Here is a 22,632-nt window from a genome sequence, read left to right as displayed (position 1 = left end):
AATTGTAAGTATATAACTCACACCATTATGTAGTTACCTTGAAGCATCTACAGATATTCTTATCATCCCTCAAGAATCACTTAGCTCTCGAAGTTGAGTAATTTTATGCACAATTAAGTGAACGTTTTTCTACATAGATTAGTTGACATTTATATATAGTTCATCCATTTCTAAATGTATTTTTGCTATGCTGTTTTTCAAATATAACGGATAAAATTTTCATATTCACGAATTTAGTGCATAATGGTCGTTGGATAAATTGAAATACCACGTTCCTTTAGAATATCAGACATATTATCTTTCTCAAACTACTTTTCTTTAACAAATCTCATCTATTATGCTCCTTAGTTGGTTTTCCGGAGTTTATTATAGTTTGAAAAAAACTGCACGAGAACCTATATTTATACTGTTTTGGTGCAGGTTCGCTACAATATAAAATATACAACAGTAAGGATAAAACCTACTTTGTAATTGCAAATGAAACTTATGTATATGTGAAGTAAGGGGAAAGAGGGTCTGCACATAATCAATCACCCTTTTTTATAACGTTTCTTTGCAGAGGTACGTTATAAAAAAGGGTTGTTAATTGAAAGATGAAAAATAACTTCTATTAATCATTCATATTTTATTAAATTACATTGATCTAATTATAAGTCAGCTGAAACTGTACTTATTCCAACCTGGATAGTGCTAATAACGGTATATAATCTATGGTATGAGTTTATAGGAGTAGAAACTACTTTTCATTTGATATATTTATTTGATGATTGGTTATAGTACTATACTTCTTATTTATAACTATATAAATCCAACCAATAATTGATAAGATAACTGGATAGAAAATAGCCCAACCACTAAATGAGTATACAATAATACATATAATTAGAGATAGGAAGGCCATCCACCAACCAATATCACGCACTTTTAATAATTTAAGAGCAGCTAGCATTGTAAAAATATATGAGGTAATAAATATTACACTAGGACCTTTAAGAAGCATTTCTAAATTTGGTCGTGTCATACCATAAAAAATTAAAATACAACTAAAAATTCCTCCTAAAACTAGTAATACCCTAATTGGAGTTTGAAATTGAGAATGTAACTTAGCAAAGAAGGAAGGGAAATGTCCTTCTCTAGCTTGAGCGTAAATCATCCTTGAAAAACCTGCAATGTTAGCATGTACAGCACTAAACGAAATGAAAATTGCTAAGATAGTTGTTATATAGGTACCTATTGGTCCTAATCCTTTTGATATTAGAATACTAAGGGAAGCTATCTGATTCTTATCACCATATGAGTGAGTACCTATTGTTACAAAAGATATAGCAATGTACATAATGGAGATACAAATTGCTCCTAAAAATAAACTAATGGAAATATCTTTAGCAGGTCTTTTAAATTCTTCAGCTAATGGGGTTATCATTTCCCACCCTACAAAGGAGAAAAAGATAATTACAGAAGAAGCGCCAACGGAAGACCACCCGTTTGGTACAAATGGTGTAAAAGAACTTAATTTTACATATGGTATAGAAACGATAACAGCGACAACTATTAAAAGTGAAATAATACAAATTACAAACACACTAACTTTTGACGATAGTTCTATCCCTTTTATATGTAGGAGCAAAGAGGTAATTAAAATTAATGCTGCAATTCCTATAACACTAAGATTGCTTATTGGAAAAACATATCCAATATAATGGGCACCTGTTAAAGCAATAATAGGTACTCCAATAGGAATAGAACCTAACATAATCCAGCCTAGGATGGCACTTGTATTTGCATTAAATGCCATTTGAACATAAGCTGTAATTCCTCCAGCACTAGGAATCATTTTAGCAAGACGCGCTAGAGTCGCTACAATAGGAAAAGCTAATATAGACATGATAACCCAAGATAAAATTGAAGCTGGTCCAGCGCTATTTGCAGTAATTGAAGGTAAAATAAGGATTCCACAACCTAACACAGCTCCGATGGTTAATGCGGTCCCCTGTACCCAAGTAATTGAACGTTTCAATGATTGTTGTGTCAAGATTCTCAGCCTCTCTTTCGTTAATTGATATTAATTATATAAAGTTTAAAAAAAAGATAACATGCTATAATTTATGTATTAATTATAATTTTCTTAAAGAATTTAAGAATTATTAAATATTTTCTTAATTAATCAAGGGGAGGCCAAGCAATGGATGATACAGATTTAAAGATTCTTTCTCATCTTCAGGAAAATGCACGTTTAAGTATGGTTGAAATAGGAAAACTGGTAGGTTTGAGTTCTCCTTCTGTTACAGAGCGAGTTAGAAGACTAGAAGAACAGGAAGTAATTATAAGTTATCGCACGATTGTTAATCCGAAAGAATTAAAAAAACATATTACTGCGTTTGTTTTGATGGAACCAAGGGATTGCAATAAATATAAAAAGTTTGCAATGGAACATTCGGATGTGGTTGAATGTCACCGTATTGCCGGTATGTATAGTTATCTAACAAAGGTAGTGACGGAATCTGTACATACACTCGAAGACTATATTAATTTGTGCTTAGAATATGGAAAGCCTACAACCTTAATAGTGCTTTCTTCTCCAGTAGAACATAAATCATTTTTTACAGAGAGTGAAAAACTTTAATTACATATGAGTGATTATTCAAAATAAAAAGCGTTAAATTAATACCTAATAGGAAATAGAGTCCTATTAGGTATTAATTTTCAGAAAATCATCTAGAAAATTCAGATAAAATAACATTTTACATATTCTTACTACTGGTGGAATAATGGACATTGTATTTTAGAAAAATTAAATTCTTAGCTAATTGGAGGTAGGATTATTATGAAATATGCAATGCTCACAAATGATTTACAGTACGATTTGGTTAATAAAAATGAGGATAGAATTGCAGCTGTGGAGGGTTTTTATTTATTAATTTTTTAAGTAATTATTACTTAAATCCAATGATATCAACATCTAAAATATATCACGATTCAAAAGAAGAGGGAATATCAGTCGGTTTTCATATCTTATCAAATTGCGAAGTTCCTAAGGGTGGAGTAATCACGGAAGAAGGGATATTAGACAATACCATCTATACAAGCACAATGTGTATGGAGTCTAGTACATATTATTATCATACCTACGATTGTAGACAAATTACAGCTATTCATTTATTTGATGAAACCTTAGATTCAGAAGAGATTAAAACCTATCCATTCCTGTGTAAACAGAATATATTTTATGAGAACTAATTAGAATAGGTAAACTGTATACAATACAAATTCAGGGTTCTTATGTGGTTTTAATCTATTTTCAAATGAAAAATGAATAACTAATAAACATTACAACCTGCAAAAAATCAAAAAGGAAGCGTGATTAGCTTGTTGATTAATCCTGTTTTAAAACTGATGCATACGGGGACGATCCCATATACAACAGTTTTAAAAAATTAGATACTTTATTTATTAAGTTAATACAAGTTACATCAGTATAGGAAACAGTGGAAATCTAAATCTTTGTTTATATGTTAATTACTTCAAACGTATCCCTTCGAATGCATTTATAACCAAGTCATGTACATAGGAATCATCCAACTTCTCACCGGTTACTAGTAACCGATAAAAAATTGGCCCGTAAATGAGATCGATGCTTAATTCAACATCGAGGTTTTCTTTTAATTCTCCTCTGTTAATTCCCTTCTCCAGAAGTTGCTTTGCTTGCAGTCGACGTGGTTGGAAATATCGAGCACGATATTCCTCTGCTAGTTTCGAATCAAATTGCCCTTCACCAACTAACTCATTGATAATAGTTCCTTCTCGACTGATCAAAAAACTGGCTAAACTTGTAGCGTGAGTTAAAATATCATTCAATGCTGAACCTGTGTCAGGTACAGGCAATCTAGCAGCAGCAGCAGAAAGAAAACCATCCATTACCACAGCAGCCTTATTTGGCCACCATTTATAAATCGTAGCTTTGCTGACTTTAGCACGGTCTGCAATTTTATCGACTGTGACTGCTTTAAAGCCACTTTCCAATAATAACTCATAGGACGCAGAAAGTATGGCCTTTTGGGTTTCAATATTACGTGGTCGACCTCTTTTACCTTGCACATTAATCATTCCTTTCAAAACCTAAACTATACGTTTAGTATACTTAATACGAACAAAAAACAAAATAGCCTATTTACAAAACTGAACGTTTAGTATATATTTTAGTTAATTAATAAACTGAACGTTTAGTTTATTAATTAACTAACTAACATCTTGTAATGTTATGGATATATTTAGGTTCCAAAAATCACAAATTAAATTGCTAAAACATTTAGATAAGGGGGATAAAAAAGAGAAGAAATTAGACCTTTTAAAAGCAGAATGGAAAGTAGCTCAAACTTAATTTATTACAATAAAAAATGGCATCGCAGTAGTACTTGCCAAGGTGATTTAGTAATTTTGAAATAAAAGTATGGGAGGAAATAGTTATGTCTAATTTTAAAAATAAAGCAATTGATAAGGATATTTCATCAGGCTTAGTCATTCTTTTAGCAACTGCATGTGGTATTATTGTGGCTAATCTTTATTATGCACAGCCTTTAATTGGGGTAATTAGTAATGAAATTGGGCTTTCTAATAGTAGCGCTGGATTAATTGTAACGCTAACTCAAATTGGATATGTTGTTGGCTTATTATTTCTTGTGCCTTTGGGGGATATTGTTGAGAATAAAAAATTGATACTTATATTGTTATTTTTAAGTGCATTTGCACTCATTTCTATGGTTTTTGTAAAAAGCGCAACCTTGTTGTTAATTGCTTCATTCTTTATTGGACTGGGTTCGGTCGCAGCGCAAGTACTCGTACCTCTTGTATCATATCTTTCATCGGAGAATGCACGCGGTCGCGTAGTTGGCAATGTCATGAGTGGTCTGTTATTAGGTATTATGCTTGCGCGACCGATATCTAGTCTAGTAGCCGATATGTGGGGATGGAATGCAATATTTGCTTTATCTGCTACTGTAATTATTGTTTTAGCGTTTGTATTATCGAAAGTACTCCCTACTAGGAAACCAAAGGCGAAAACAAATTATATAGCCTTACTTAATTCAATGTGGCAACTGCTACGTACTACTCCAATTTTACGCCGTCGCGCCATTTATCATGCTTGTGTATTTGGGGCTTTTAGTTTATTCTGGACCACTGTTCCATTATTATTATCTAGTCCTGCTTTTCATTTTTCTCAGACTGCCATAGCATTATATGCACTTGTCGGAATTACAGGTGCAATAGCCGCTCCAATAGGTGGTCGTCTAGCTGATCTTGGCTGGACACGACCCGCCACTGGGATAGCTCTCACTATTGTTATTATTTCTTTATTACTTCCACTTATTATTCAAAGTAGTTCGCCCATAGGAATAGCTGTTTTAGTAATTGCTGCAATTCTGTTGGATATGGGAGTATCTGCAAACCTTGTGCTTAGCCAACGTTTAATTTTCTCGTTGAGTCCAGAAATTCGTAGTCGATTAAATGGGCTATTTATGGCTATATTCTTTTTAGGAGGTGCTGTTGGATCCTTTATTGGAGGATGGGCATATGCCTTAGGAGGATGGAATCTAACATTATGGATAGGAATCGCTTTTCCGACCATAGCCTTGCTTTATTTTGCTAGAGAAAAATAGTTTTATAATCAAATTTAAACAGTCCGGATTCGTTTGAATGCTTCTTCATTGGTATGTCCGAGTTTTATAGATTAATTGCGGTTATTTTGAAGTTTTTACATCAGAACCAGACTTTTTTCTATATTGCTGTAATTGAAAAAGACTCACCTTGTTGAATATATTTGAAATGCAATAAAAAAGAGCTTGTGTCAAAACACAGACTCTCTTTAAGTTGAAATGAATATAGCCGACCCCTTTAGAGAAGGAAACGATAGAGCGACAAGAATATGGGGAGATTTAATCTTTAAAAATGAATTTCATCAGGTGGTCGACTGCAATAAAATTGATAAAGAAGATTATTTACTGTAATGGAACGCAGCCCAATTAAAGATATTGAGATTAAGCATTTACTCCAAAATGTATTAGTAGATGAAATAAATAGTCATGAAATATTCATGAAAAGTATTAATAGTAGTTACTATTATGAGGGATATACTGAATATAATATAGAGGATTTATAAAACAAAAAGGGCTGAGATAGCCCTTTTTATTTTACACTTTGACGAGTATTTTTTATAAAAAAATACGTTATTCTTTTTGTAAAATTATAAGAAAAGATCACGTTTTTGTATGTCTATTTCTGTATCCATTGAATTACAACTATTTGCTTAAGAAATCCAAAGCTTTTTATCACCAAATATCTTATGAAATCTTGCCAGAGAGTTTGGTTTCTTGCGATGAACCCGTAAATTTCAAACAAAAGATATACCCAATTCATGAGTAAGGATGAAAAAGAAAGAACTTCTATAATATTTTATTTAATATCAGTTTATAAGGAAATTCATGTAATAAAATATGAAATAATACATATTATAATGATTTATTAAGATAAAATGTTATATTTTTGGATGGAATATATAAATGGAGGAAATGTAATGAACAAGAATTTAAAATTTACCCAAATGATGATTGGGATTAGTACGATGGCATTATCATTTGGAAGTATTCAAACACAGGTATCAGCAGAAGAAACAGCACCCTATAATATCTTACAGATGAAACCAATGGGGACAGAAACTTCAAAAGATGAAATTGTACATGCTACAAAAACGGACGAAACTTTGACTTTTGAAGAACGTTTAAAAATAGGAGATTTTTCACAACGTCCTACTCTGGTTATGAAACGTGATGAAATTCAATTAAAGCAAAGCTATACTCTGGCAGAACTGAATAAAATGCCTAATAGCGAACTCATTGATACATTATCAAAAATTTCTTGGAATCAAATTACGGATTTATTTCAATTCAATCAAGATACGAAAGCATTTTATCAGAATAAAGAACGCATGAACGTTATTATTAATGAATTAGGACAACGAGGAAAGACGTTTACGAAAGAAAACTCAAAGGGCATTGAAACATTTGTTGAAGTATTACGTTCTGCTTTTTATGTAGGATATTATAATAATGAATTAAGTTATTTAAAAGAGAGAAGCTTCCATGACAAGTGTTTACCAGCATTGAAAGCGATTGCGAAAAATCCAAACTTCACATTAGGTACAGCTGAGCAAGATAGAGTAGTAGCTGCATATGGAAAATTAATTGGTAATGCCTCTAGTGATACTGAAACAATACAGTATGCAGTAAATGTTTTAAAACAATATAATGATAACCTTTCAACGTATGTAAGCAATTATGCGAAAGGACAAGCCATATATGAAATTATAAAAGGAATTGATTATGATATACAGTCTTATTTGCAGGATACGAATAAGCAACCTAATGAAACAATGTGGTATGGAAAGATTGATAACTTTATAAATGAGGTTAATAGAATTGCTCTCGTGGGGAATATAACAAATGAAAATGGTTGGCTAATTAATAATGGTATTTATTATGCAGGTCGTTTAGGGAAATTTCATAGTAATTCAAACAAAGGATTGGAAGTTATTACACAAGCGATGAGCTTGTATCCTCGTCTAAGTGGACCTTATTTTGTAGCAGTAGAACAAATGAAAACAAACTATGGTGGAAAAGATTATAGTGGAAATGCAGTAGATCTACAGAAAATACGTGAAGAAGGGAAACGACAATACCTACCTAAAACATATACATTTGATGACGGATCAATTGTCTTCAAGACGGGAGATAAAGTAACAGAAGAAAAAATTAAGAAATTATATTGGGCAGCCAAAGAAGTAAAGGCACAATATCACCGTGTAATTGGTAATGATAAAGCGCTAGAACCGGGTAACGCTGATGATGTACTAACAATAGTAATTTATAATAATCCAGATGAATATCAATTAAATAGACAATTATATGGATATGAAACAAACAACGGTGGAATTTATATTGAAGAGAAGGGGACTTTCTTTACATATGAGCGTACGCCAAAGCAGAGTATTTATAGTTTAGAAGAGTTGTTCCGTCATGAGTTCACTCACTATTTACAAGGAAGATATGAGGTTCCTGGTTTATTTGGAAGCGGAGAAATGTATCAAAATGAACGATTAACTTGGTTCCAAGAAGGGAATGCAGAATTTTTTGCAGGATCTACACGTACAAATAATGTTGTTCCGCGTAAAAGTATGATAAGTGGCTTATCATCTGATCCAGCAAGCCGTTATACAGCAAAGCAAACTTTGTTCTCAAAATATGGATCATGGGACTTTTATAAGTATTCCTTTGCACTACAGTCATATTTGTATAATCATCAATTTGAAACATTTGATAAGCTTCAAGATTTAATCCGTGCAAACGATGTGAAAAATTATGACTCATATCGTGAATCATTGAGCAACAATACACAATTGAATGCAGAATATCAAGCATATATGCAGCAGTTGATTGATAATCAAGATAAATATAATGTACCGCAAGTAACAAATGATTATTTAATTCAACACGCACCAAAGCCGCTAGCTGAAGTGAAAAACGAAATTGTGGATGTAGCAAATATAAAAGATGCCAAAATTACAAAATATGAGTCGCAATTCTTTAATACATTTACCGTGGAAGGCAAGTATACAGGTGGTACATCAAAAGGTGAGTCTGAAGATTGGAAAACGATGAGTAAACAAGTAAATCGAACTTTAGAGCAGTTATCCCAAAAAGGTTGGAGTGGTTATAAAACAGTTACAGCCTATTTTGTAAACTATCGTGTGAATGCAGCTAACCAGTTTGAATATGATATTGTTTTTCATGGTGTTGCAACTGAGGAAAAGGAAAAAACAAATACTATAGTAAATATGAATGGACCATACAGCGGGATAGTAAATGAAGAGATTCAATTTCATAGCGATGGTACAACAAGTGAAAATGGAAAAGTTACTTCTTATCTATGGAACTTTGGAGATGGTACAACAAGTACAGAAGCAAATCCTACCCATGTATATGGAGAAAAAGGAACATACACTGTGGAACTAACAGTGAAAGATAGTAGAGGAAAAGAAAGCAAAGAACAGACAAAAGTTACTATAAAACAAGATCCGCAAACAGGTGAATCTTATGAAGAGGAGAAGGTACTCCCGTTTAATACGCTTGTAAAAGGAAATCTGATTACTCCTGATCAAACAGATGTTTATACGTTTAATGTTACAGATCCAAAAGAAGTAGATATTTCTGTGGTAAATGAACAAAATATTGGGATGACATGGGTACTTTATCATGAATCAGACATGCAAAATTACGTAGCTTGTGGTGAAGATGAAGGAAATACTATAAAGGGGAAATTCGTAGCGAAACCAGGGAAATATTATTTGAATGTTTATAAGTTTGATGATAAAAATGGTGAATATTCATTATTTGTAAAATAAATTCATATCCAATATGTATACATGGGGTATATTTCAGGAGGAGTCTGTCACGATAGGCTGCTCCTATTTTTTCTCAAGTATTAATTCTATAAATTGTTTAAATTCTTTCTTTGTGAAAAGTTTAGTTATCAAGAAAAAGTAAATAGTTTGTCTCTGGTACAGGGTGTAACAGAGACACTTTTCTTATCCGAATTTGCTTAGCATGAGGTTTCTGAAATGTTATCGTTACCCCTAGCTAAAAATACATGCTATAACTTTTAATTTATTTAGATGGAGCAGAATACAAGCTATTTTGGACAACATGAAGCTGCACATTCTAATCATGCAAATAAGGGTGTATTAGAATTAAGTGTAAAAGTTATAAAAATAAAAGACTATGGTTTAATCGTATGAATGAATATTAAAGACTATTATATGAAACATATGTATTAAATAGTGAAGAGAATTTGAATGATTTTAGTGAAAATTTATCTTGAACAGAAGAAACTGTGTAGTAATGCTTATTAAAAAAACAGTTACTGTAACTAAAAAGGATAGTTGAATGAAATAAGACCGTTCCTAATTATAGGAACGATTATAAACTTATCATGTGCTGGAGGGCAATCCGAATGGCATGGAATACCTTCTCTAAACAGTATAGACATGAAAATTAACGAGTATACGTAATGATGGCAAACAATAATAGTGGAAGCCGTAACGAATTATTAGTTCGTGGTGCTGAAAGTGCAATCAATCAAATGAAATATGAAAAATCGCACAAGAGTTTGGTGTACAACTTGGTGCAGACGCAATAGTTCGTTCAAACCGATCTGTTGGTGGTGAAATCACAAAACGTCTAGTGGCAATGGCTGAACAACAATTTGGTGGAGGATTCACTCGCTAATTATATAGTTTATGGATTAGAAGGGGAGATTATATATCTCTCTTTTTTTATTGAAAAATATATGAGTAGAGTATCTTTGTAGTATTTAAGTAAAACGTCAAACTCCTTTTGTAGATAGCACGAGCTAACCTAATAGTTAGGAATTCATCATTTTGGAACATACTTAATTAATAAAAAGCAGTTAGCAAAAGCTAACTACTCGGTAACCAATTTGTTCTAAAACCGGTTAGTTATATTTTAGACAAATTATTAAAAAATATATAATATAAAAGAGCAATAATCTATGTTAACCGCTATAACGAAGACCAAATCAAGGGAAGAATATTTATTTTGTAACTCTTAAATAAACTACTATTAAGTAATTACAATATTTAAAAATAAAAATGACCTTTGTTAATTACAAAAATCATTTTTTATACCAATTTTATTTATTAATTGTTTATTACATTTAATAATATAAATAATTTTATTAAAATAAACGGGTCAAGGAAAATTAATCCAACTGTTGCACATGTTGAAGAGTAAATCAAAAGGGAGAAGTGTAGAAAAAAGAATGACAAACAAATTCTCAAAAATCATTATTACGTAGGGGGGAAATATGTAGATAAGATTATAACGTTAACTTGAAATTTTTTTCACTTTTAACGTATTATTCTCAAAATGATATAAATCCTCCAAATAAAAGGGGAAATCAAATATGAAATCATCGATAGATAGTATTCAAGAAAGTAAAAGATTAAAAAATCAACAAAAGGAAGAGAAAGCAACATGGAAATCAATGTCTATGTTTCTAGTTCCCTTGCTTTTAAGTAACATATTACAATCAGTTGGACAATTATTTGGTATGGTGGTAGTAGGGCGATGGATTGGTGTGAATGAATTAGCTGCCATTTCAGCATTTTTTCCATTATTCTTCTTACTGGTTTCGTTTGTAATTGGAATTGGGTCAGGTAGTTCGATTTTAATTGGTCAGGCATTTGGTGCCCGTAATGAAGAACGTTTAAAAGCCATTGTTGGTACGACGTTGACATTTACCTTTATAATAGGAGTTATTTTGGCAATAGTGGGAAATGTATTTGCTCTGAACATTATGCGTCTTATGGGTACGCCAGAAAATATAATTGATATGAGTGTGCATTATGCACGTATTTTATTTATTTCTATGCCAGTTTTATTTCTATATTTCTCCTATACAACGTTTATTAGGGGTACAGGAGATTCTAAGACACCGTTTTATTTCTTAATTGTTAGTACAGTCTTAAATATAATGCTATTACCTATTCTAATTTTTGGTTGGCTAGGAATACCCAAAATTGGTGTGTACGGAGCTGCTTATGCTTCTGTTATCTCAACCATTATAACATTTATTGTTATGATTTTTTATTTAAAGAAGAAGAATCATCCATTGCAATTAGATGAGACAGTACGGAAATATCTTCGTATGGATTGGGGTTTGTTAAAACTATTATTACGCCTTGGAATTCCAGCCAGTATTAATATGATTCTTGTTTCATTATCTGAGATTGCGGTAATCGCATTTGTGAATCGTTTCGGTTCGGATGCGACTGCTGCATATGGGGTTGTAAACCAGGTTGCAAGTTATGTTCAGATGCCTGCAGTCAGTCTCGGAATTACAGTATCCATTTTCGCTGCGCAATCCATTGGTGCAAAGCAATTTAATCGATTACAGGAAGTTATTCGTGCTGGAATCGTTATGAACTATATAATTGGTGGTATATTAATCGCTTTTATTTACTTGTTTTCAAGAGAAATCTTATCGTTATTCTTAACGAGTCCGAATACAATCGAAATTGCACATAGTTTGGTAATGATTACGCTTTGGAGTTACTTAATTTTCGGTCATGCTCAAATTATTGGTGCGACAATGCGAGCAAGTGGAACTGTATTATGGCCCACTATAATTGGTGTCGTATCAATATGGCTTGTAGAAGTCCCAGTTGCTTATTACCTTTCTTATCATACAAATCTTGGTATAAAAGGAATATGGATTGGATATCCAGCTGCATTTATTGTAAGTTTACTTTTGCAATATGGATATTATAAACTTTCATGGAAGAAGAAACGAATTTCACGACTTGTTAGTTAGAATACAAGATGAAAAATGACATTCACTCATAATTTGTCAGTTCAAGGGGTATAGCTACAACATTATCAAGCTAATAAAACCGAATTAGCCTCAGGAGGGAGTATATAATTCCCGATATTTGTTCTTTTCTTTTAATATGATATCTCGGAATAAAAGAGTGTGTTTTGAAAAAGGTAAATCAAAACACGCTCTTAATATTCTCAGTTGGTTTATTCTTTTATAAAAAAGTTTAATCATTTCCTATCTATATTACTATACTATCAAACTCTTTTCTTTAATTAGTCTAAAAGTGAATGTACAGAATTCAATTGCTTATAAGGAATACTTAGCTAACTGTTCACCCCAAGATGATAATTCAGTTTCAGTAAATCCTGCTTTTTTATATGCAAATTTAGCTGTAAGGTTTTCAGGGGCATATCCAATCATTATTCTAGAAATGTTTGCGTTATTATTTCTTCTTATCTCATCAATTACCAGATATATAGCTTGTTTACCTATACCTTTTCCTTGAAAATTTTCATCAATCATAAGTCTATAAATCCAATAATTATTATCCTCAGGATCTATCCCAAACATAGTAAATCCAATCATTTTTTCTTCAAGGTAAATACCTTTTGTATAGAAATTATCTAGAAATTGAACTTCTGCGATAGAATAAAGGTTGGATGCTATAAATGTTTGTTGTTCTTCTTTAACCGAAAGTTTAATTGCTTCTTCCCAATTATTTTTGTCAATAGCCTTTAAATAAATCTTATTCAATCTGATACTCTCCTTCCAATATTGAAGAGGAAGCACGTAGTTTATGTGCTAGTGATACGTTATCCTCTTGTTTTTTTGCCCAATCAAATAGAAATATTTTCTCATCGACAACGCCTCCTTAAATGTACAATTCAAAACACATTATTATAATCAATATAAATATATTCTTTCCACTATAAATTATTTTCCTGTTGAAAAGACCCTATTTTTCTATCTAATTTATCCAAGGTATATGATACCAAATATCCGGAGAATCTCTTTGCAAACAATTGTATTTCAGGTTGAAAAAAGAAGCGCGTTTTTTGAAGAAGAAAATGATTGTTAACTTGTTAGCAGTGTGGCGGTACACTATTGTCATCAACCTATTATTCTATGATTTTTGTTTCTATTTACTTATATTTTTATTGTTACTGAACTCTACTTCATTAAAAGTTTGTTTATACCCCAGATTACCTCGTGTGAAAATAAGAATAAGTAAAGCGACAAATCCCAATCCTATCACTACAAATATATCCGTATTTTTTAAAACAGGGTTGGTGGAATGAGTTTGTGCTAAACTAAACGTATTTACACTCGCATGAATTAGCATGATTATAAATAAGTTACCGTGGTTGCAGTTATAGACCCAAGTAAGAATGATTGAGATTGGCAAACATAGTAAAATAAAAATTGGCAAATGAATATATAGGAGAGAAAGGTCAGAACCCGGGCCACCCCTTTGTGCAGCTGTTAAGAAATGTGGAAGATGCCAAAAAGTCCACAAAACACTAAGTAGTAATGTAGCTTTTAACGGTCCAAATTTCAATTGTAATCGAGGCAGAGCGAAACCACGCCATCCGATTTCCTCGGGTAAAGGCCCACCGAGAAAGAAAATTGCTACAAAAGAGAAGAGATAGGTTATAAAAAATTCAAAATTAAGGTCACGGAAAGTTGGTATCTCTCCATTTACTATAACCATCCCCAGAAACATTGTAGTTGGGATAACGATGAGAGTAAACAAGTACCACTTCAAACCGATCTTAGTAGTTAGAATGCTTTTTCTAACTTTTTTCCATGACTCTTTGCCTTCAAGAGTTCGAAACATGATATATGCTGCTAACATAGGGCCTGCAAATGCATTGGCAAAAAAGAAAATATGAAATGCTTTTGTTTTAGGGAAAATACCCCATTGGGATAAGATAAATGGAATTAATACAACCCATGAGAATAAATATGCCATCACGAAAAATGAAGTTAACGGATAGGATTCAAAATACCCTCTCAGACCTGCTGATGAGTTTTTTGATTTTGTTAAATACTTCAACACAATCACCTCTTCATTTATAAAAAACTGTATATGTGCTAATTCTACATGTTTGGATAAAGAACCTTTTTGATAAAAATACACAAAAATCCCGAATCATGGGGCTTTTTTAAGTGTCCATGATTTGGGGGACAGTTCAAATTGTCAGTTCTTTTTGTATTTTAAATAAGTAATTATTGAGGATGTAATGAGAAGAAAAAGAACCCTATTGGGTTCTTTTTCAAGGCATATTAACAGTAAGGAGAATCATGAAATGCTACTTCAAATCTTTATTAGGGGAAAGATTTTGAAAAAGCTTAACATACATCTATTTTTACATAAATGTAATATATAGTAAATTGATAATATTTATACTTACTATTACTAATATTCAATTAAGATAGTTAACACTATATGTATAGTATTAACTGATGTTTAGTGTAGTATACATTTAGGAATCTAGTATTAGATTACCATTGTCAAAAAAGCTAATAGATTTATCATTTCAAATACTAACTAACATTTAAACGATTTTAATTGAAATGGGATGTGTATTAACTCTTATAAACTAATGAAAGTAAATAAAATAAACAAAGACCCTGTAAAAATACAGGGTCGGATACAGGGTTAAGGGAACATATAGTTTCTTAAAAACATAATAGCATATATGTTTTTGATAGCTATATGAGGATTTTGACAAAATTAAGAACAAGACAGAAAATCTTTAAAAAAGAAAAATGTTTTTTAAATTAAAAGAAGAAAAGACACCTTTTGAGTGTCTTTTCTTTTGGGATACAGCTCACATATTGCTGAATTAGATATGAAATCATAATTCAACTATGAAATAAACAACTTAAGAAATTTTAACATAATCTGAACTGGAAAAAATATGTGATAGTGCATTTTTATTTTTTAACTGTTTTATTGGTATAGAAAAGCAGTATAAATAAAAAGGGCATGCAGTCGTATCTGCCGCCCCTTTAGGAGGAATTCAAGACACCAATAGGACACGTATTGGTAAAAAGGCTCAAAAATAGTATATGTAAAAAGAAAAAGTCCTATTCCAAAAGTGGGCTGAGCTGTATCTTTTTTACTTATTCAAAAATCAAATACCGTTCTTTTCAAAAGCAGTACAGCAAACATATGGTTTGGAATGGAATAAGAAAAAGTATACATGAAAATGGCAGACAACAATTTTGTCGCCTGCCAGTGCCAATGGACTGAATGAGTTAGTCAATTACTATAAATTTACTACCCCATTACCAGAAGAGTGAAGCCGCTAGTTCAAACGGCTTAAAACTAGTTTGCCTAAGAAAGAAAAAATTATGAGTGGAAATTTTGTTTGCTCTATATGAAAAGATAATGAGATATTCATCAGACAAGAATAATACAGCATACCTTGAATAGGGTGTAGGAACGAATTAAGGAAAAGAATGTGATTAAGGAAGGGACTGAATCAGGAGTGGGAATTTCGGACAGGATTTGGAGAACCGTGGTTGCCTTGGGCATTGCGAGTAATATCGTTGCTTGTATAATGGCAGTATACATTCAAAAATATGAGCTAATGATAAACTACCTTACAAATATTTTATTTTTAATAATTATAGCGATAACGTATATTAAGATGAAAATTAACAAGTGGGTGGCGTTAGGATTTACGTTAGTTGTAATGGAAAAAGGTATTAAGGCAGGCTATGACTTCTACACACATGATTACTATGGTGTCAGTTGGAGTTTAGCTATCATTGTCTATTGCATATACGAGATGAAAAATTATTATGTTGAAACAAATAAATAACCGCAAAAAATAAGGGTTAGTAGGTGGAATTCTTGTTGAAGTATACAATTTTTTTAACAATGATATTACGGTCCTATTTTTTTACTTCAATAGCAAAAAAAAGACGCCATAAGGCGCGCGAAAATTGGGTAAACGAGGTTTTAGTTTTCCAATCTAAAGAAATTATGTATCAGCTCACAATGAGAGCATATCATAATATGCAATCAAAAAAATATGCATTATTACATATATGAGTTTAACAAAAGTAAGATGGGAATAAATCAAAATAATATAAAAAAGACACTACAAGAGTGTCTTTTTTGAGAAAATACTCTATAATTAACTTTGGGGAAGGTAATGTTAGAGTATATATTTAGCATTATCTTTATATTTGATAAACCATGAAATCAAAAGATTTTGTGGTTTATTTTTTGAACAATAGCTATTACAGTATTGGTAGTGAGCTATTGATCATTATAAGCATTAGGAGAGAAGGGATTAAAAGTCTAACATCGAATAACGGTTCCGGAATATAGTGTTGCGAAATGATCTCCCATATCCCAAACGGTACTTGCTTGTATATAGCCTTTAAAGCCTTCTGAAGAATAATAAATCTCTTTTGGTATACTTTCTTTAGTTTGGAAATGTGCTTTAGAATATTTTACATAATGGTTTTTAATAACTTTTGATTCTGGAACAATATTGTTTTTTTGTTCCAATGTTTGCCTAGCACTAGAAGGTGGTATGAATTTTTGAGTGTCTTGGTAATTATGATCTAAGGTGTCAGCCTGTACACTGTGTGACGACACAAAGAAGCTTAAACTACTTCCCACAATTAATGTTGTAAATACTAACTTTGAGACTTTTGTTAATCTAATCATTTTATAATCTCCTTTTCATTATTTTGTAAGGTACCTCCTTACACCTCACAGTCTATATCCACTACATAAGGGTGTACATACATATTGATAGACAAAATTCTACAAAATACCTTGTGTTTTTTGATTTGTGTATAATAATTCAATATTTGATAATTTATCAGAAGTAAAAATGCAGGCCTTATATAAAGGAAAATGAATAATTTATGCAGAGCTTGTATATAAAATTATTGTTCAAATATTCTAAAATGAGTTGATAAAGATGGTGTGGTATTATTAGACAATAATTGATTCGATAGGTTGGATTTGAAAAGTGAATTCTCTTTTTGAGCTTTTATTATTTAAAATAACTAAAGAATAAGTACAAGCACATAATTTAAATAAAAAAAGTGAGAAAAATGATAAACATTCTTCTCACTTTCATCAATTAGGGTGGCATATACATAAATATGCGTTTGAGAGGATTTTTGGATGAAAAATCCACATACATAGTATAACAAAATATTTAAGGCACTTCGCATGTAATATTGCATATAAAGAGTTGATAGATATAATAGTTAGTCTATTTCTATTATTTAACGGATTTTCCGAAAGAATGATCCTGCCTTAAGAGAGTGCAGGGTGATAGGCGAGAGAAGAATTTTGATTTGGCGTAGCCAAAAAGAACAATACATATTTTGATATGTAAAGACCCTTCAAATGAAGGGTCTTTACATACACTTATATTAAGTTTGTTGTGGTGCACCACCATGATTGCCAACACTATATGTAGGAACAGGGTAATGTCCATGAGTAGCAAACTGATCCGCTTTAGAAAGTGGAGAAATTCCCACCGTTAGAATCCCAATAAAAGCAATACCCGATAATAATAGGCTGATTTTTTTCATTATTTTAACACTCCTTTTTCAATTGATTTTCGTCTTGCTTGATAACAAATATGGAAATAATCACTTACCTTTTGGTGGTTCTCTAATTGTCTACATTTTGTGGCAAATAATTCGGCGTATTCGACAACATATTCCCATAATTCTTCTTGTTCAAAGTATAAGATTCCTTCTTGAATGATTTTTTCTAATTCTTCCAGTGGAATATTTTCATTTAATCTTTTTAAAATAGAGAAGTGGTATGAGTATTCTTCGTTATGAATTCCTCTGCAGATCTGTAATCCCCTATCAATGAGTTTGCTAGCTGCTAATTGTTCTCCTAATTTATAATGTTCCTTAGCCTGTAGGAAGATAGCTTTGAAGTGTGTAGGGATTTTTTCTGTTACTTCTGAAAGGTGACGAATAGCTAACGTAGACATACTTTGATCAGAATACAGCCACCCCATAGTACTTTTTACGTATAACAAGGAATCTTCTTCCTTATTCTTCTGTAGTAATTCAATTGCACAATGTAGATATTCTTCTGCCTGTTCGTACTGCTTTAAATAGATACAGCAACCCCCTAACAAACTATTACAAAAGGCTGTTTTTACTTCATAACCTTCATACTTCGAAAAGATTGCTCTCGATTTATTTGCGTATTCGATAGCAGTGAGCATGTTATAGGTATGATGATAAAAAGTAGCAATTCTATAGTAGAATTCAGCATGTTCAATCTCATCTGGAATGTTTACTAGTATCTTTTCTGCCAGTTTATAATGTTCCTCTGCCTCAGTAAAACTTGATATAAAAGTGGAATGAATGGATTTGAAAAAGTGATAGTAGAAGCGTAGAAAATGGTCTGTAGGCATATCATAATCACTAATAGCATCAAAACTATTTTGTTGAATACCGAGGCTATCTGTTAAGACTGTGTAACGAAATTCAAGTAGTGAGTAATATAGTAACAAATTTTGATCCTGACGTTCTTGATTTGACTCAATGCTTAACTTAGTAATTTTTTCATCAATTTTCTTTTTTAGATTAGTAGCTTTTACAACTTGTTGAGATAGCATAGATCGATACCAGTCGTTCAATAGAGAGGTTAATTGCTCATTTCCCTTTACTGAAACACTCACTATATACTCCCCCATCCTATAGAAATATCTTAATCCTATTTAATTGTAACTATCATAGCAAAATAGAAGGGGAAATGGAGGCGTTTTACAATTTTTTCAATAAAATTCATAAAAACTAATCAATTTATGTCGAATGTACGTAGAATTTAATACCTAAAATGATAAAAAGAGGACGCATTATTATTTACGACCTCTTTTTATTAATCACATCAGTTTAAGCAAAAACTTTAATTTAATTATGTAGATTCACGAATAATTAAGTTTGTAGGGTATTCAATAATTTTACGTTTAATAGATTCATCTGTATTTATATATAGTAGTATCTCGTTAACGGTACGTTTACTCAGTTCAACAATTGGAATATCAATAGTACTAATTGTTGGGGTTGTAACTGTACAAATTAATTGATTATCATAACCACAAACAGCTAAGTCAGTTGGGATAGAATACCCCCTAATAGTAGCTCCTTTAATGACTCCAGCAGCAACTTGATCATTTCCAGTAAATAATGCAGTAGGTTTATCTTTAAATTTATCTAGCTTCTCAAAAATTTTAAATCCATCATTAATAGTAATTGCATCTCCAAATAGCCAATTTTTATTGAATGGTAATTGTTTTTCTTTTAAGGCATGCAGATAACCTTGTTGGCGTTTTAATTGTGCTTGACTATTAAGAGAGTCAAAACAAAAGCCAATTTTTTTATAACCTTTGCTTATTAAATGTTTAACAGCTTTGTATCCCGCTTCAAATTCATCGTAACAAATTATCGGAATAGGTGCATTTTCCTCATACTCATTACAAAGTATTATAGGCCCATAAGCTAAATAATGCTCTATATTTTCCCAACTATTTTCTAGAGATGCGAGAATTACACCATCTACAGCTTTATTCTTTAGTAATGAAAGTAATTCAAGCTCTATTTTTTTCTCATAAAAAGTCTGATAAATTAGCAATTTGTAATTGTGTTTTAATAATTCTTTAGAAATTTCTCTAGCTAATTTCCCGAAAAAGGGATGATCTATATTTGGAATTGATAGAGCAATGGTTTGTGTCTTATTTACCCTAAGATTCCTAGCTAAAGAACTAGGAGTATAGTTGAATTCTTTCATTACTTTTATTATTTTCTCACGTTTTTCTGAATTTACATAAGGATGATTATTTAGAACTCTTGAAACAGTAGCATTTGATACATTACATAATTTAGCTATTTCATTAATTGTTACCATAGAGAAACCCTCCGTAAAAAATATGTTGACATGTAATCGATAACATAAAATATAGTCTACTCATGATTTTCAAAATAATTTCTTAGAGGTAATTTAACGTGAAAACTCTTACTATAATTTCTTGACATAGTAAAGCCAATTTAGCTTTATTAAAGTGCTTACAGGGGGGGGACAAAAGAAAAAGAATTTGAAATTAGTAATATATTACCGAATCACAAGATGAAAGAGAAATTATTTAGGGAAAACAAATTGAAAATGAATATTGATATAGAAAAAGATATGTTCAATTATAGCAGAAAAAATATACAGAAAATATAATTTATGCCAGTTAATCGGTTGATTTCTCAAGATGAGGTTGAAAAAATTATAGCAGTTTTAAAAAATATTTTACCGACAGGTCAATTCACAAGTGGACCATTTTCAAAAAAACTAGAAGAAGTAATCGGAAGTTATTTAAATAAAAAGTCTGTAATTGCAACAAGCAGTGGTACAGATGCCCTTATGGTGTCATTGTTATCTATTGGTATTCAGCCGGGAGATGAAGTAATTATGCCAGCTAATAGTTTTGCTACTACTGAAAATGTTGTGTTAGCGGTCGGAGCAAAACCTATATTTGCAGATATAGATCAGAAGAGTTATTGTATTGATCCATCTAAAATAGAAGAAGCTATCACCAAAAAAACTAAATGCATTTTACCTGTGCATTTGTATGGTAAGCAGTGTGAAATGAAAAAAATTTGTGAAATCGCGGATATATATCAATTAAGAGTTATTGAAGAAGCATGTCAAGCTATTGGTTCTTCAAATCTTGGAGAATATGGAGATATTATTGTCCTTAGTTTTAATCCATACAAGAATTTTGGTGTATGTGGTAAAGCTGGTGCAATAGTTACTAATAATGAAAATCTTGCAATACGTTGTAATCAATATAGTTATCATGGATTTGAAATTGATAAAAAAATAAAAAGGTATTAGACTTTGGATTCAATTCTAAAATTGATAATTTGCAAGCAGCTATTGGTTTGGAAAGGATTAAGTATTTATCATGCAACAATTTAAAAAGAGCGTATTTAGCTCAACGATATATTCGTGAGTTGAAGGATTTAGAGGATAGAGAATTAATAAAGCTACCTATGATGACAGAAGATAATGTCTGGCACCTTTTTCCGATTAGAATTGAAAATGGAAGAAGAGACGAGTTGAAAAATAAATTGTACCAATTGTATAACATTGAAACAGATATTTATTATCCAGTATTATCTCATATGCAAAATACCAAGTGGGTAAAGGGAAATAATCTGTTAAATATAGAGCAAGTTCATAAAGAAATATTACATCTACCTTTACATCCAAATATGATGTTAGAAGAGCAAAATTTCGTTTTGGAGGGATTATTCAATGTCAATAAATAATGAAGTTTTAAAGTCTTTAAATTTTGAAAGACTACCACTGGTTAAAAAGCCTAAATATGTAGTGTTCTGTGATTTTGATGAAACTTATTATCCTCATAACATGGATGATTCTAAAAGAAGCAATATGAAATTGTTAGAAAAGTATTTGTATGAACAAGGAAGTAAAGGGGATTTAGTAATTGGTTGGGTAACGGGAAGTAGTTTAGAATCAATTGTTGAAAAAATGAAAAAGGGTGGTATACAGTATTTTCCTCATTTTGTGGCGAGTGGATTAGGTACAGAAATAACGTACTTTGATAGCAACGGGACTACTATAGATGATCAAATTTGGGAAGAGAGAATTATAGAGGGTGGTTTTGATTCTTCGAAGATTGAAAGAATTATTAAATTGCTAGAATCAAAATATGAAATTTTTTTAAGACCTCAGACACAATTAGGAAGTTCTAAGTACAAATTTAATTTTTATTATGAAGAGCAAAATGAATTTATTGATGCAAAGAATTTAGAAAAGATAGGAGAAATCGGAGAGATATTCCAAGTTGGAGTTAATATTAACAAATGTAATCCATTAGCTGGTGATCCAGAAAATTGCTATGATGTAGATTTTATTCCACTTGGAACAGGTAAAGATGAGATAGTGAAATTTATTTTAGACAAGTACGAACTAGATAAAACAAAAGCAATTGCTTTTGGAGATAGTGGGAATGATTTAAGGATGCTACAAGCTGTAAGGCATGGCTATTTAGTAGAAAATGCAACAGAAGAGGCCAAAAAAACACACTCAATGCTAGCTCAAGGTGAATACTCGATTGGAATTTTAAATACTTTAAAGCACATTATTAATTAAAAGGGGAT

At 31.4% G+C, this 22,632-nt stretch carries 14 protein-coding genes and 5 pseudogenes; 11 read left to right on the top strand and 8 right to left on the bottom strand.

Annotated elements, in window-relative coordinates; all coding sequences use genetic code 11:
* Positions 1-736: 736 nt before the first annotated feature.
* Entirely contained in the window at positions 737-2,032 is a 1,296-nt protein-coding gene (locus MR136_RS06030) for an APC family permease (protein WP_242259284.1), read from the bottom strand.
* Positions 2,033-2,182: 150 nt separating this feature from the next.
* Here MR136_RS06030 and MR136_RS06025 point away from each other — a divergent pair, with 150 nt between their 5' ends.
* From MR136_RS06025 to MR136_RS06015, 3 genes and pseudogenes are all read left to right on the top strand, one after another.
* The gene (locus tag MR136_RS06025) at positions 2,183-2,623 is read left to right on the top strand and encodes an Lrp/AsnC family transcriptional regulator (RefSeq protein ID WP_000342842.1); all 441 of its coding nucleotides are present in this window, start codon (positions 2,183-2,185) and stop codon (positions 2,621-2,623) included.
* 201 nt (positions 2,624-2,824) lie between these two features.
* A pseudogene (locus tag MR136_RS06020) lies at positions 2,825-2,908 on the top strand (cysteine hydrolase family protein); the annotation flags it as partial.
* Between the two features lie 65 nt (positions 2,909-2,973).
* A pseudogene (locus MR136_RS06015) lies at positions 2,974-3,237 on the top strand (linear amide C-N hydrolase); the annotation flags it as partial.
* 279 nt (positions 3,238-3,516) lie between these two features.
* Here the strand turns inward: MR136_RS06015 and MR136_RS06010 are convergent.
* The gene (locus tag MR136_RS06010) at positions 3,517-4,095 is read right to left on the bottom strand and encodes a TetR/AcrR family transcriptional regulator (RefSeq protein ID WP_001161705.1); all 579 of its coding nucleotides are present in this window, start codon (positions 4,093-4,095) and stop codon (positions 3,517-3,519) included.
* Between the two features lie 368 nt (positions 4,096-4,463).
* Here MR136_RS06010 and MR136_RS06005 point away from each other — a divergent pair, with 368 nt between their 5' ends.
* The 5 genes and pseudogenes from MR136_RS06005 (at position 4,464) to MR136_RS05985 (ending at position 12,441) form a co-directional block, all read left to right on the top strand.
* The gene (locus tag MR136_RS06005; protein WP_242259283.1) at positions 4,464-5,654 is read left to right on the top strand and encodes an MFS transporter; all 1,191 of its coding nucleotides are present in this window, start codon (positions 4,464-4,466) and stop codon (positions 5,652-5,654) included.
* Positions 5,655-5,864: 210 nt separating this feature from the next.
* Positions 5,865-6,154, top strand: a pseudogene (locus MR136_RS06000) (protein adenylyltransferase Fic); the annotation flags it as partial.
* Positions 6,155-6,568: 414 nt separating this feature from the next.
* Positions 6,569-9,451 (top strand): collagenase ColA, encoded by a 2,883-nt coding sequence (gene colA, locus MR136_RS05995; RefSeq protein ID WP_242259282.1) that lies wholly within the window; start codon positions 6,569-6,571, stop codon positions 9,449-9,451.
* Positions 9,452-10,119: 668 nt separating this feature from the next.
* Positions 10,120-10,334: pseudogene (locus MR136_RS05990) on the top strand (small, acid-soluble spore protein, alpha/beta type).
* 778 nt (positions 10,335-11,112) lie between these two features.
* Entirely contained in the window at positions 11,113-12,441 is a 1,329-nt protein-coding gene (locus MR136_RS05985; protein ID WP_370658439.1) for an MATE family efflux transporter, read from the top strand.
* A 312-nt stretch (positions 12,442-12,753) separates the two neighbouring features.
* On the opposite strand, the gene MR136_RS05980 is transcribed toward MR136_RS05985, so the two are convergent.
* The gene (locus MR136_RS05980; protein ID WP_001034039.1) at positions 12,754-13,200 is read right to left on the bottom strand and encodes a GNAT family N-acetyltransferase; all 447 of its coding nucleotides are present in this window, start codon (positions 13,198-13,200) and stop codon (positions 12,754-12,756) included.
* A 385-nt stretch (positions 13,201-13,585) separates the two neighbouring features.
* Positions 13,586-14,503, bottom strand: a complete 918-nt coding sequence (locus MR136_RS05975; protein WP_061457460.1) for a CPBP family intramembrane glutamic endopeptidase — start codon at positions 14,501-14,503, stop codon at positions 13,586-13,588.
* 1,441 nt (positions 14,504-15,944) lie between these two features.
* Between MR136_RS05975 and MR136_RS05970 the strand changes: the two genes are divergently transcribed.
* Positions 15,945-16,280: a hypothetical protein gene (locus MR136_RS05970; protein ID WP_031312250.1), complete on the top strand. Its 336-nt coding sequence runs from the start codon at positions 15,945-15,947 to the stop codon at positions 16,278-16,280.
* Between the two features lie 485 nt (positions 16,281-16,765).
* On the opposite strand, the gene MR136_RS05965 is transcribed toward MR136_RS05970, so the two are convergent.
* From MR136_RS05965 to MR136_RS05950, 4 genes are all read right to left on the bottom strand, one after another.
* The gene (locus tag MR136_RS05965) at positions 16,766-17,140 is read right to left on the bottom strand and encodes a hypothetical protein (RefSeq protein WP_000620456.1); all 375 of its coding nucleotides are present in this window, start codon (positions 17,138-17,140) and stop codon (positions 16,766-16,768) included.
* A 722-nt stretch (positions 17,141-17,862) separates the two neighbouring features.
* On the bottom strand, positions 17,863-18,024 hold the full coding sequence (locus MR136_RS05960; protein ID WP_017673676.1) for a hypothetical protein: 162 nt from the start codon (positions 18,022-18,024) through the stop codon (positions 17,863-17,865).
* Positions 18,024-19,139 carry a response regulator aspartate phosphatase gene (locus tag MR136_RS05955; RefSeq protein ID WP_017673675.1) on the bottom strand — a complete coding sequence of 372 codons (1,116 nt, stop codon included), beginning with the start codon at positions 19,137-19,139 and terminating at the stop codon, positions 18,024-18,026. Before MR136_RS05955 ends, MR136_RS05960 begins: the two co-directional genes overlap by 1 nt.
* Before the next feature lie 236 nt (positions 19,140-19,375).
* Positions 19,376-20,365: a LacI family DNA-binding transcriptional regulator gene (locus MR136_RS05950; RefSeq protein WP_000256370.1), complete on the bottom strand. Its 990-nt coding sequence runs from the start codon at positions 20,363-20,365 to the stop codon at positions 19,376-19,378.
* Positions 20,366-20,463: 98 nt separating this feature from the next.
* Here MR136_RS05950 and MR136_RS05945 point away from each other — a divergent pair.
* Both MR136_RS05945 and MR136_RS05940 read left to right on the top strand, forming a co-directional pair.
* Positions 20,464-21,777: pseudogene (locus tag MR136_RS05945) on the top strand (DegT/DnrJ/EryC1/StrS aminotransferase family protein).
* Positions 21,764-22,624, top strand: coding sequence for an HAD-IIB family hydrolase (locus tag MR136_RS05940; protein WP_061457455.1), 861 nt, complete (start codon positions 21,764-21,766; stop codon positions 22,622-22,624). Before MR136_RS05945 ends, MR136_RS05940 begins: the two are co-directional and overlap by 14 nt.
* Positions 22,625-22,632: the final 8 nt, after the last annotated feature.

The organism is Bacillus cereus group sp. BfR-BA-01311 (genome assembly GCF_022664295.1).
GTDB classification, from domain to species: domain Bacteria; phylum Bacillota; class Bacilli; order Bacillales; family Bacillaceae_G; genus Bacillus_A; species Bacillus_A cereus.
This window is presented reverse-complemented; position numbering and strand designations above follow the sequence as displayed.